Below are 12793 nucleotides of genomic sequence, written 5' to 3'. Positions count from 1 at the left end.
CGAACGAACGTCGCCGCGCGTGGCGGCGGCGAGCGCCGCTATTGCAGGAAGCTGGAATAATTTTCCCGGGTCAGGTGAAAGCCGGGTTCGAACACGGTCAATTCATCCCGAACTTCCTCGAAGCGATCGATCACCTTCCCGATGTCCGTGTAATCGATGCTTTCGAGGTGGAAGATCGAGTAGTTCCACCATTGCAGGTCGAGCAGTTTTGCGATGATCGCATCCGGGAACCGGTATCGCAACACCCGTGCCGGATTGCCGCCGGCAATGGCATAGGTGGGGACGTCCTTGGTCACGACGCTGCCCGGTGCGACGATCGCACCGTCGCCGATCGTGATGCCGCGATTAATGATGCAACTGTTGGCGATCAGCACGTCGTTGCCGATCCTGGTCGGCGTTCCTGTCGCCGAAAACGGCGTGCTGGGATCACGGCCGCCGACGAAGGTGGAAAAGCCGCGAAAATCGGGGACATAGAAAACACGCGATGTCGATATCCAGTCGGTGGGATGCCGATCCGCACCGATGAAGCAATTCTGTGCGATGCTTGTGTAACGGCCGATCGAGGTGTGGCCGATCTCGGTGGAAGCGTTCAGGTTGCTGAAGGCGCCGATCCGCAGGAACGTGTCGAACCGCAGGTTCGAGGCGCAAAATACCGGAGATTCAATTGCGGCATCTCCCCAGATATCGAACGACCGGGGAAAGGCCAGATCGATACCGACCGATTTCAGTGCATTCGTGTCGAGTTGCATGTCACCTCATGTCCAATCAGTCGTAGCATCTGCGCGGCTATATGAGATCGATCATAAGTATTTATTTTTATTGCGTAAATTACAATAATGTATAATCTGCGCCTGAGCTGATTGTATGCTTGTCGACCGTTACCCGGAATAAATGTCAATCATCCGATCCGCAGTTTCGCATACTGTCGGTGGTATAGCCATCGTTCCTTGTATCTCCGCCAGCAACCCCCGGTCCGCCGCCAACCGGCGCAGCAGGGCGGCAAGGCTGGCGCCGCTGCCGCTCTGGAAGTGAAAACCGTCCACCCCGTCGCGGACCTTTTCGGCCATGCCGCCGATGTCGGAACACAGGACGGGCCGGCGATTGGCCAGCGCTTCCTGGATCACCAGCGGGGAATTTTCCCACCAGATCGACGGCACCACCACCGCATGGACCGACTGCATCAGCGTGTCGACGCGGCCATTGTCGTACGGCCCCATATAGCGCAGGTTGCGCGGCGCGGTGAGCAGGCGCTCGCGCACCTCGCGCTGGAAATCCTCGGGCTGCGACGAATAATCGCCATGCACCTCGATCCGGATATCGGCGTCGTCGTCGTCGTCGAGCTGGGCGGCGGCGTCGAGCAGGACGTTGAACCCCTTCAGCCGTGAAATCTGCCCGAAGAAACCGAAAGTGATACCGCGATCGAGCGTCGGATATGGAAGTTGCCCGCGCCGCCCGGGATCGGGAATGCCGTTTTCGATGACGCTGATCCGCTCGCGCGGAATGCCCCAGGCGATGTAGCGCTCGGCCAGAAAGGCGCTGGGTGCCACGAACCGGTCGACCAGGCGGAAGAAGCGCTTGATGAACAACTCGCGCAGGAAAAAGTCCTGCGGGCTGATCTCCGGGAAACAGCCATGGCATTCGCGCGGGCCGGATTTCTGACACAGCGCGAAGCTGCCGCGTTTCACCATCTGGCCGAAATGGTTGCAGATGGCGAGATATTCGTGGAGCGTCACGACGATCCGGGCCTCGGGCAGCGCCCGGCGGACGGTCAGCAGCATCTCCAGCCCGAAATTGGTGTAATGGTGCATATGCACCACGTCGGGCCGGATTTCATGCAGTAGCGCGGTAAGTTCGGCCACCGTTTCGCCATCCGGGTTCGAATGGAGGAAATGGTCGAACCCGCGCATCGTGTAGACGAAATTGTCGGCACCGAAGGGCTGGCCGAACACCACGCCGTCGCGCCGCTCGATCTTGCCCGGCGCGCACGACAGAAAGAAGGATCGATGGCCCGGACGGCGGCACAGTTCCTCGTGCAGCTGGAATGCGGCGATCTCCGCCCCGCCCTTCGACACGCGCGGGTCCATGTGCGACATCACCAGCACGCGCGTTTCCGCCGCGGCTGCGGCCGGCGGGGTTGCGACCGCCACGGCGGCGGATCTTGCGGAACGGCTCATGCCAGCACCATCAGTTCGTCTTCGACCGGAATATCGGCCAGCACGCCATCCCAGCGTTCGGCGAAGGTGCAGGCGTTGACCAGCGTCAGATTCTGCCGCCATGCCTGCGCGGCGCTGCCCTGGCTCTGCCGTTCGAGGTGATAGAGACGGACCCCGTCATGCACCGCGCAGCGCAGGCCGCGTGCGCGCACCTGCATGCATAGATCAGCATCCTCGAAGTCGCCGACCACATAATCGGTGTCGAACCCGCCCAGTTCCTCTGCCAGCGTCCGCCGCATCAGCATCAGCGCGCCGGTCACCAGCGGCACGTCGCGCACGGTGTCGCCGGTGGCCGGCAGCCGGCCTTTGCCGGGATGACAGGGGAAGGGCATGTTGCCAAAGCTCGCCAGTCGCTGCACCGCCATGCCGCCATGTTGCAGCGTGCCGTCCTCGAACAGCAATTGCGCGCCGAGAATGCCGATGCCCGGATCGGCCTCCATCGCCGCCACCAACCGGTCGAGCCAGTCGCCGGTGATCGGCACCACGTCCGAATTGAGGAAGCAGACATAGTCGCTGACGCCGGCGGTCATGCCGGCATTGCTGGCCCCCGCGAACCCCAGATTTTCCGGCGGGAGCACCAGACGCGCGGGCAGGGCGAAGCGGCGGTGGCAGGAGCGGGCGAGGTTCAGGAATTCGGTCTTCCGCTCGGGCTGGTCGAGGACATAGACCAACTCGTCCTCCCCCAGCCCCGCCTCGGACAGCAACGCCATCTGGTACATCATGAAATCGAGCCGGCCATAGAGCGGCACGACCACCGAACAGCGCGGTCGTGGCGACAGGGTGCCGAGCGCCATCACCACGGGCGTACCGCTGGCGGCGATGCGCTCGCGATTCATGCCGACGACGGGCGGGCCGAGGACCTTGCCGCACATATGGCGGACATTGTCGGCGGTCACCGTCATGCCCGACAGCAGCCGGACGATGCCGCCGCGACCGGCCCGCGCCGCGACCGGCAGCGGCTTGAACGCCACCGCACCATCGCTCAGCGTAATTTCGAGATAGAGTTGCGCCGGATCGTATCCGGGGATCGCCGCATAGGCTTGGAAACCGAAACCGGCATGGTCGAGGTCGAACCGGCGGCCCAGCGTGTCGCGAATGTCGGGACGATCGACCGTCAGCCAGCGCTCGCCAAGGGGCTGGGAAGCAAGCACGCCCGAACGGACGCGGATCGTCGCGATCGATTGCGTCGGGTCGACTCGCCAACCGATCAGCACCACCCCGTCGGTACCACCACGGACGATCTCGTCGACTTCGAGAAAGATCGGGCGGTTCAACGGGGCCAGCGTGTCGACGCCCTCGTACACCGGGCGCGATACTGCCTCGACCAACGCGCTGTCGGCGGCGTGCGGCAGGTCGCGCACGATCGCACGCACCGTGCGTACCGCTTCGAGGTCGTTTAGTCGTTGCGCGGTGTCGGATACCTTGAGCGCCAGTCGCTGTCCGTCGTCGCTCCGCAAATGGACGATGTCGCTGGCTTCCCCTGCGCCGCCGGGCACGAAGGCGAGGATGCCCTGACCGATTGCCGCCACGTCGGCCCGCGGATAAGTAAGTAGCAGCACCGCGTCGTCCGCAGCACCGTCACGGTCGAGTTGCGCCCGCGTCAGCGACGTGCCCCCCGACGCATCGTTGCGAATCCAGCCACCGAACAGCCAACCGTTCAATCCGGCGGACCAGCCATGAAAGTCGATATAGCCGTCCGGCACGCCGACGGGCCTTGCCGGGGCCGGCGGGGCGGGCGGCGCAGTCACCTGCAGCATCGCCTCGACAAGGTCATGGCCCTGTGCGATCAGGGTTACCAGTACGTCGCTGCCGGTGCGGTAATCGGCCGTCGCTGCGGCATGCAGTGGCACGCGAAAGCCAAGGAAGCTGCCCTCGCGCGCGGCGGAGAAGGGCAGGTCGGTACGGCACCCGTCGACGGTGACCGGCAACAGCCGATCGCCGACGCGCAGCTTCAGCGTCTGTGCGGCGCGGCTGCCATGCCACAGCGCCGGATCATATACCCAGCCCGAAACCACTTCACGGCTGACCTGATCGAACGATGCCACCGGGCGGAAGGTGTGGATGCCGACGGCATGGCGGGTGCTCGACCATAATTCCTGTTCGCCCGCCAGCAACCGCACGCGTGGCAGCGTGCCAACATGCGCGACATCGACACAGAAGGCACAGGCCTCGGCCGACACGCCTTCGGCTTTCAGGTCGCTGCGCGGGAACAGGCCCGCGATAGGGTGACGTTCGGCATCGATCTCGATCGTCAGGCCGGTATCGACCGGCTGCCCCGCGGCATCGGTCGCCCATCCGGTGACGACGATGAAGCCCTCGCCCGTCTCGATCGATTCCACCCGCCCGGCGCAGCGCACGGTTGCGGGTAGAGAGGCCGGCACAATTGAGGCCGGCGGCTTATGGTCCGGCCGGATCGTGCCGAGCCTCGACGGCTTGCTACGTGCCACGTTTGTCTTGCCCCTCCGGCAGCGATGCGATGGCGCAAGCGGTAAATGACGATGGTAAAAATTGCTTAAAGATATTGCGGATTATACGTCCAACGCCTTGCGAAAGCGCGGTTCGATCGCAACGCGCGGCCGGCCATAGCGCGCCAGCGGCACCGACCATGGATGCGCCGGGGTCGCCCCGGGCGTGGCGTCCGCCACGAATTCCTGCAACGCTTGCGCGACCGGCCCGTCGGGCTGCGTTACTCCTGTTTCAACATCGAACGGCAGCCCGCCGAAATGGCTGACGACGCCGCGCATCCAGTCGTCGTCGTTGCGCTGGTGCCGGCCTGCGGCTTCGCTGGCCCATGGCATCGCCCGGGTGATGGCGAGCCGCCTCAGCGCCTGATCGAGATCGGCATGGCGCAGATGGAACAGGTACAGATCGTCGAAGCGCGGGGCGGCGTCGTGCGCATGCCAGCCTGGTGCCCAGTTGACCCCGCGCCCGACCATGTTGGTCTTGCACATCGACGAGGAAAAGATCGCGCTGCCGCGCTGTCCGCCGACCCCGCGCGTGGATTCCAACGGCGGCTCGCCCGTGCCATGCACGATCTCCAGCCCGATCGAGGTGACCGCGTCGGCCGTCATCCGTTCGGCATAGTCGTTGAGGTCGCGGTAGCCCGCCGGATCGGCGAGCAGCAGTTCGTCGGCATCGACATAGGCGACGCGGCGGTAATAGCGCAGCAGGCCGCGGGTTAGGTCGGCCACCAGTGCCAGACGCTGGTCATTGTCCTGCGGTGACCGCGGCAGTATGATCCGGCTCGCGCCGCCGAGCGCTTCGGTAGAGCCGTCGTCCGACCCGTGATCGATGACGTAGCAATGCGCCAGCCCGACCTGCCGCGCATAATGCCGCAGCCAAATCGGCAGCTTCTCCGCCTCGTTATAGACCATGGTGATGATGGCGAGTGGCGGCACGAACGATTTTCCGGGAAGATAGGGAGCGTCGTCCCTAGTCGGTCTGCCCACCTTTGTCACCGCCGGCCCCGATCCGGTGGCCGGCGGGAGTGGGACTAGCGCCCCTCGACCGCGTTCAGGATCGCCTGGCCATAAGCGGTCTTCTTGAACCGCTCCCCTGCCGCGCGTGCCTGATCGGCGGTGATAAAACCCATCTCGAACGCGATTTCCTCGAGACACGCGACCTGTACGCCCTGCCGCTTCTGCAACGTCCGCACGAACTCGCCCGCCTCCAGCAGGCTGTCGTGCGTACCGGTGTCGAGCCAGGCATAGCCCCGCCCCATCTGTTCGACATACAGGTCACCGGCCTCCATATAGAGCCGGTTGAGATCGGTGATCTCCAGTTCGCCCCGGGCCGAGGGCTTCAGGTTGCGGGCATAGTCGACGACGCGGTTGTCGTAGAAATACAGGCCGGTGACCGCGTGGTTCGACTTCGGCACCGCCGGCTTCTCCTCGAGGCTGATCGCGCGGCCGCCTTCGCCGAATTCGACCACGCCGTAGCGTTCGGGGTCCTCGACGCGGTAGCTGAACACGGTCGCGCCGGTCGGCCGGGCGACGGCGCTGGCGAGCAGGTCGGTCAGGTGCGCGCCGAAGAAGATGTTGTCGCCCAGCACCAGCGCGACGTTGTCGTCGCCGATGAAGTCCGCACCGATGGTGAACGCCTGTGCAAGGCCGTCGGGGCTGGGCTGTTCGGCATAGGTCATGGTCAGGCCGAACGCCGATCCGTCGCCGAACAAGCGGCGGTAATTGTCGAGGAATTCGGGGCTGGAGATGATCAGGATGTCGCGGATGCCCGCGAGCATCAGCACGCTCAGCGGGTAATAGATCATCGGCTTGTCATAGACGGGCAGCAGCTGCTTGTTCACCGCCAGCGTCGCCGGGTGAAGCCGCGTGCCCGAGCCGCCGGCGAGGATAATGCCCTTCATGCTGTATGTCCGATCAGTTCGTCGAGAATAGGCTCAAGCGCCGCCTGCCACGGACGCGGGGCGATGCCATAGGCGGCGTGGATGGCGGTGTGGCTGAGCAGCGAGTTGGCCGGGCGTTTTGCCGGGGTCGGATAGTCGCTGCTCGGGATCGGCGCGACCTCGGCGGAGGCCCCGCCGCGCAGCGCCGATTGCGCAAAAATCTCGCGCGCGAAACCGGCCCAGCTGACCGCGCCGACATTGCTGAAATGAAAGGTGCCGGTGGGCGCGTCGGCGTCCTCGGCCAGACGGACGGCGATCACCAGCAGCGTGCTCGCCAGATCGGCGGCGCTGGTCGGCGACCCGATCTGATCGTCGACCACCGACAGCGTGGTCCGGGTGGCGGCGACGCGCAGCATGGTCTTGACGAAGTTGCTGCCGTGTGCTGACACGACCCACGCGGTGCGGACGATCGCGTGGCGCGCGCCGCTGGTGCGCACCGCCAGTTCGCCGCCGAGCTTCGACGCGCCATAGACGCCGAGCGGCGCGACCGGATCGGTCACTTCCCACGCACCGTCCTTGTCGCCGGCGAAGACGTAATCGGTCGACACCTGCACCAGCGGGATGCTGGCCGCCGCACAGGCCTGCGCGAAGGCGGCAGGGGCCAGCGCGTTGATCTGCCATGCGGCGACCACGTCGCTCTCGGCCTTGTCGACGGCGGTATAGGCCGCACCGTTGATGACCGCCGCCCAGTCGCGTCCGGCGACCACGCCCGCGATCGCCGCCGGATCGGTCAGGTCGAGCGCGGCCCGGTCGAGCGCGACGACCGCATAGCCGGCGGGGCAGGCGATGCGCACCAGTTCGCGGCCCAATTGTCCGTTGGCCCCGGTGACGAGGATCGGCCTCATCGCGCACTCGACATGTCGACAGGTCGACGCAGCATCACGCGACCCCGCGCCGCTCGGCGGCCTTGGCGGCGACCAGCGGACGCCACCACGCCTCGTTCGCCAGATACCATTCCACCGTCTTGCGGATGCCGGTCTCGAAGGTTTCGGCGGGCGTCCAGCCCAGTTCGGCACCGATGCGCGACGCATCGATCGCATAGCGCTTGTCATGGCCGGGGCGGTCGGCGACCTCGGTCATCTGTTCGGCGTAAGGACGGCCATCGGCGCGCGGGCGCAGTTCGTCGAGGATCGCGCAGAGCGTCTGCACCACCTCGATATTCTGCCGTTCGTTATGACCGCCGACATTATAGGTCCGGCCCGGTCGCCCGCGTTCGAACACCGCCTGCAGCGCGCGGACATGGTCCTCGACATACAGCCAGTCGCGGACCTGATCGCCCTTGCCATAAATGGGGAGCTTTTCGCCATCGAGCGCCTTGGCGATCATCAGCGGGATCAGCTTTTCGGGGAAGTGATACGGCCCGTAATTGTTCGAGCAGTTGGTGATGAGCACCGGCAGGCCGAAGGTATGGCCCCATGCGCTGACCAGATGGTCGCTGCCCGCCTTCGACGCCGAATAGGGCGAGCGCGGATCATAGGGCGTGTCTTCGGTGAACAGCCCGGTATCGCCCAGCGTGCCATACACTTCGTCGGTCGAGATATGGTGGAAACGGAACGCCTTGCGCGCATCCTCGTCAAGGTCCAGCCACCAGGCACGCGCCTCGGCCAGCATCGTATACGTGCCGACGACATTAGTCTGCACGAACGCGCCGGGGCCATCGATCGAACGGTCGACATGGCTCTCGGCGGCCAGATGGGTGATTACGTCGGGCCGGAAGCCGGCGATCGCGGCACGGACCGCCTCCGCATCGCAGATATCGCCCTGGACGAACTGGTACCGATCGCTGTCGGCGACCCGCTCGACCGTGGTCAGCGTGCCGGCATAGGTCAGCTTGTCGAAGTTCAGGACGTCGTGGGTCGTGTTCTCGATCAGATGGCGGACCAGCGCCGAGCCGATGAAGCCGGCCCCGCCGGTGACGAAGATGCGCATGCGATCGGTCCTTATCAGGAAAGCGGGGTCAGCGGACGGCCGTCATAGGCGAACGGGCTGTCGAAGTCGGCCAGTGTCGGTTGCCGGCCGTCCTTGGGCGAAAGTTCGGGGACGACGCCGGCGGGGATCGGCCAGTCGATGCCGACACTGTCCCACGCGATCCCGCCGTCATGATCGGGCGCGTAGGTGTCCGAGCATTTGTAGGTGACCTCGCAATCGGGCTCGAGCGTGACGAAGCCGTGTGCGAAGCCGATGGGGATGAACAGCTGGTGGCCGTTTTCGGCAGAGAGCTCGGCCCCGACCCATTGGCCCCAGGTCGGCGAGCCTTTGCGAACATCGACCGCGACGTCAAAGATCCGCCCGCGGATGCAGCGCACCAGCTTGTCCTGCCCGCGCGGCGGCGTCTGAAAATGCAAGCCGCGCAGGGTGAAGGCGGGGGCCGAATAGGAATGGTTGTCCTGCACGAAGGTGCAGTCGATGCCGAGCGTGGCGAAGGCGGGTACCGAATGGACCTCGGTGAACCAGCCACGGGCGTCGCCATGGCGTTTCGGGCGGATGAGTTGGACGGGGGAGGGGGGGGGCGACATACAGGCTCAACTACCGGTGCCGGTACCTACTGGCAATGCTGCTCACCCGCGATCGAATTATAACTAGTGGCTCTTATTCTATATTCGTACCCGTACCGCTTTTTAAAATTGCGTGATCTGGGACTTGGTTATTTTGGATTATAATTTCGCTATATTGCGATTTTTTACCTAGAATACTAATAAAAGTAGTAGTTCTTTTATCAGAAATATTATTTGAAATAATAGATCCTATAAAAGTTTTGGAAGTTTCTCCAGTAACGGGGTTTAATGATACAGGATTACTTATTCCAAAAAAACTGTTACCAGTTATTTTAATGTCACTTATACGAGAAATATTTTGTGGATATATATTTTTTTCGCCAAAAATAATTCGTATTCCAGATGAATTAGATCCATAAATGATATTTTCAGCAATAGTAATATTCTTGACATCGCCGTCAAATATAGAATTTCCATGTACAATACGCCGCGACTGTATCAATATCGCGCAAGTGTCGCTATTGTTACTCGGATAGATCGTGGAAATTTTGTTATAGAGTATTTCGGCGTCGGATATGTTATCCAAACGAATATTACCTGTCAGGTTCGAGTAATGGCGACCCAGAAAGTTTTCCGAAATGGTGACATCCTTCATCGAAGAAAGCCATATATTAACATAACATCCTGTTATGCGATTGTTTTCGATCTTTATCGATGACGGAAAATTGGTAGAAAACGGCCCACAGGCGATGCCTGTTTGGGCTTTGCCGCCTACACCGGTAAAACCGGTATCGCGGTAATTGCCCTGAATATGGTTGCCGACAATCTGCACCTGACTGGAATACAGAATTTCTGGATTAGTGGTGCGATCAAAATCCATAAGCAATGCAATGCCGGTATCGCCAAAATTACTTTTAGAAGACGATGTACCAATGACATTATCGCGAAGCATGATCCGGCGTCCGCTACCCTGAAGGGCATCGCCAACCCGGCAGCCGAAGATAGTACAATTCTCGACTAGGATATCAGTCGTATCGAGATAGCTGTTACCCCAGCGGACACCAGATCCACCGACGCCGTGGATGACGAGCCGTCGCAGGATGACGTTACCGGTGCGATAAAATTCGATGGCGAATTGATCCGTCCCTCCCGTAACCAGATCACCGCCGTCAATTTCGAAATTCTCGAGGGTGATGTTGCGGTTATGTATCGAAGGGGTGCGGGTGCTGGTATCCCTGATGATCGATCGGTTGGCGGGGCCGATCCAGACAATCCGGGCATTGTTCGTGCCACGGACATGCGTTTTCCCAGACAAATACAGGGTATCAGTGATCGAATAGGTGCGATCAAGGATGATCGTACCGCCCTTGTCGAACATGGATTGTAGCATCCGATGATCGTCCGGGGTATCACTTGAAGGCAACGCACGTTCTTTGGGTATCTCCGCATGACATGCGGAAACACCAAATAATCCCGTGCCGGACAGCGCCGGTATCGTCAGCGAGTAAAGGCTCGTACCCAGAAAAAACCGGCGTGAAACTGCAGGATGTTGATCCGTGGGTGCCATCCGTTTGGTACTCAAGGAAATATCGCCCTCGATTTATTTTGGAGTACCCGCCCGATCGTATCTATATTACCAGGTATGCCCGATCGATGTAGACGTGACTTGTTGATGTGGTGATTGGTATTGGTTTTCGGCGCGGTCATTTTTTATGTTGCTGTGTACGACAATGTGTTAGGACGTCTGCAATGGTCTGTTCAAGCGTGGTCTGCGGTGCCCATGCAACTCGGTCGCGGATCGCATTGCTCTCGATTAAAGTCTTGGGAACCTCGCTTTCGCGCATTCGTGCGGGATCCTGCTCGACCGCAACCCGGTGTGAGGACAAGGTTAGCAGAATGTCGAGCAGGCAGCCTATCGGAACGGGCTTACCCGATGCGATATTGAACACCTGCCGCCTTGCTGTGACGGGCGCGGCAAGAACGCGTAGATAGGCATCAACGACATCCTGTACGTCGAGAAAGTCCCGTTCTGCGGTCAACGATCCGACCCGGATTACCGGGGGGATCGTGCCTGCCTCGATGTCGGCAATCTGTTGTGCGAACGCCGGCAGCACGAAACGTGTGTCTTGTCCCGCCCCGCTATGGTTCGCAGGTCGGAAAAGGATCAACCTGTTGTCTTCGCCAAGGATGTCCGACAACGCCTCTTCTGCCGCCCGCTTCGACCGGGCATAGGGTGACATTGGGAGCGGCACAGTATTCTCGGTAACGGTGCCGTGGTTGAATGCTGCACCGTAGACTTCGCTGCTACTGGCAAAGGCGAAAACACATGCGGGGCTGACGGTAGCGACTGCTTGCGCCAAGTTGATGGTGCCACCAACGTTGACGCGCCATGTATCGGCCGCCTTGCCGGCGGACTGGCCGACCGAGGACTGGGCCGCCAGATGGATGATAAGGTCGGGACGCACCCGTTCGATCAGGTCGTGTACGCCGACCGGATCGAGTAGATCTACAGCTGCGCTCCCCTTGCGAGCGATGAAATGCAGTGTTGCATCTCCGGACATTCTCGAGCGCAAGGCAGGAACTAGATATTGACCGACGAAGCCACCGGCACCCGTCAGCAAGATCGATCGATAGGGGAGCGATGGCTGCATTATCAGAGTGCGGGCGAGCGCGGGATATAGGCGATCGGATCCTGGAGCCGGCGCATATCGGCGTCGACCATCTCGCAGATCATATCCTCGAGCGAAGTTTCGGCTTCCCAGCCAAGCTTTTCGCGCGCCTTGCCAGCGTCGCCGAGCAAAATGTCGACTTCGGCCGGGCGGAAGAGTTCCGGGTCGATGACAATATGCTGATCCATGTCGATGCCGGCATGTTCGCAGGCGATCCGACACATATCCCGGACCGTCGTCGTGCGACCAGTGGCCACGACATAATCGTCGGCCTGATCCTGCTGCAACATCAGCCACATCGCCTTGACGTAATCGCGCGCATGGCCCCAGTCGCGTTTGGCGTCGATGTTGCCGAGACGCAGCTCGTTCGTCATGCCGAGCTTGATACGTGCTACGCCATCGGTGACCTTGCGCGTGACGAACTCCCGGCCACGCAGCGGGCTCTCGTGATTGAACAGAATCCCCGAGGAGGCGTGCATCCCGAAGCTCTCGCGGTAATTGACCGTGATCCAGTGGCCGTACAATTTGGCAACCGCATAGGGCGAGCGCGGATAGAAGGGTGTCTTCTCGCTCTGCATATCCTGTTGGATCAGGCCGTACATTTCGGATGACGATGCTTGGTAGAAACGGGTATCCGGCTTGATCAACCGCAACGCCTCCAGCGCATGCGTGACGCCAAGCGCAGTCACTTGCGTGGTCAGGATCGGCTGCTGCCACGACGTCGCAACGAAAGACTGTGCTGCCAGATTATAGAATTCGTCCGGTTTTACCTGATCGATGAGCCGCGCCAGCGAGGCCATGTCGACCAGGTTGGCATCGTGCAGCACTACGTCTTCGAGCACGCCCAACCAAACCAGGCGATGGTCCGCGACGCCACCATGGGATGAACGGCGGACCGCACCGTGCACCTCATATCCTTGCCCCAGCAGGTGCTGCGCCAAATACGCTCCGTCCTGCCCAGTAATTCCGGTGATAAGTGCGCGCTTCGTCATAACCGATTATTTCCTAATTCGA

The 12793-nt window shown here is 61.7% G+C and carries 11 protein-coding genes; all 11 read right to left on the bottom strand.

The genetic code is table 11. The annotated features are described in order from the left end of the window. Positions 1-38 precede the first annotated feature (38 nt). Positions 39-749 (bottom strand): CatB-related O-acetyltransferase, encoded by a 711-nt coding sequence (locus ASE91_RS20845; RefSeq protein WP_056626280.1) that lies wholly within the window; start codon positions 747-749, stop codon positions 39-41. A 129-nt stretch (positions 750-878) separates the two neighbouring features. Further along, positions 879-2174, bottom strand: a complete 1296-nt coding sequence (locus ASE91_RS19455) for a glycosyltransferase (RefSeq protein ID WP_162233657.1) — start codon at positions 2172-2174, stop codon at positions 879-881. Further along, the gene (locus ASE91_RS11245; RefSeq protein WP_156357806.1) at positions 2171-4660 is read right to left on the bottom strand and encodes a glycosyltransferase; all 2490 of its coding nucleotides are present in this window, start codon (positions 4658-4660) and stop codon (positions 2171-2173) included. The genes ASE91_RS19455 and ASE91_RS11245 overlap by 4 nt, the downstream gene beginning before the upstream one ends. An 81-nt stretch (positions 4661-4741) precedes the next feature. Next, on the bottom strand, positions 4742-5611 hold the full coding sequence (locus tag ASE91_RS11240) for a glycosyltransferase family 2 protein (RefSeq protein ID WP_156356148.1): 870 nt from the start codon (positions 5609-5611) through the stop codon (positions 4742-4744). Between the two features lie 95 nt (positions 5612-5706). Beyond that, on the bottom strand, positions 5707-6576 hold the full coding sequence (rfbA, locus tag ASE91_RS11235) for a glucose-1-phosphate thymidylyltransferase RfbA (protein WP_056626273.1): 870 nt from the start codon (positions 6574-6576) through the stop codon (positions 5707-5709). Continuing rightward, entirely contained in the window at positions 6573-7460 is an 888-nt protein-coding gene (gene rfbD / locus ASE91_RS11230; RefSeq protein ID WP_056626271.1) for a dTDP-4-dehydrorhamnose reductase, read from the bottom strand. Before rfbD ends, rfbA begins: the two co-directional genes overlap by 4 nt. 34 nt (positions 7461-7494) lie before the next feature. Then, positions 7495-8544, bottom strand: a complete 1050-nt coding sequence (gene rfbB / locus ASE91_RS11225; RefSeq protein WP_056626268.1) for a dTDP-glucose 4,6-dehydratase — start codon at positions 8542-8544, stop codon at positions 7495-7497. Between the two features lie 14 nt (positions 8545-8558). After that, positions 8559-9131: a dTDP-4-dehydrorhamnose 3,5-epimerase gene (rfbC, locus tag ASE91_RS11220; RefSeq protein ID WP_056626266.1), complete on the bottom strand. Its 573-nt coding sequence runs from the start codon at positions 9129-9131 to the stop codon at positions 8559-8561. A gap of 73 nt (positions 9132-9204) precedes the next feature. Next, positions 9205-10677: a hypothetical protein gene (locus tag ASE91_RS19450; protein WP_200911251.1), complete on the bottom strand. Its 1473-nt coding sequence runs from the start codon at positions 10675-10677 to the stop codon at positions 9205-9207. Between the two features lie 136 nt (positions 10678-10813). Beyond that, the gene (locus tag ASE91_RS11215) at positions 10814-11761 is read right to left on the bottom strand and encodes an NAD-dependent epimerase/dehydratase family protein (RefSeq protein ID WP_056626264.1); all 948 of its coding nucleotides are present in this window, start codon (positions 11759-11761) and stop codon (positions 10814-10816) included. A gap of 2 nt (positions 11762-11763) precedes the next feature. After that, complete coding sequence (gene gmd / locus ASE91_RS11210; RefSeq protein ID WP_056626262.1) at positions 11764-12771, bottom strand: GDP-mannose 4,6-dehydratase; 1008 nt, start codon at positions 12769-12771, stop codon at positions 11764-11766. Positions 12772-12793: the final 22 nt, after the last annotated feature.

The sequence above is a fragment of the Sphingomonas sp. Leaf62 genome (assembly GCF_001421915.1).
In the GTDB taxonomy this organism is placed as follows: Bacteria; Pseudomonadota; Alphaproteobacteria; order Sphingomonadales; family Sphingomonadaceae; genus Sphingomonas.
Note: the sequence above shows the minus strand (reverse complement) of the source record. Positions and strands in the feature narration are given on the sequence as shown.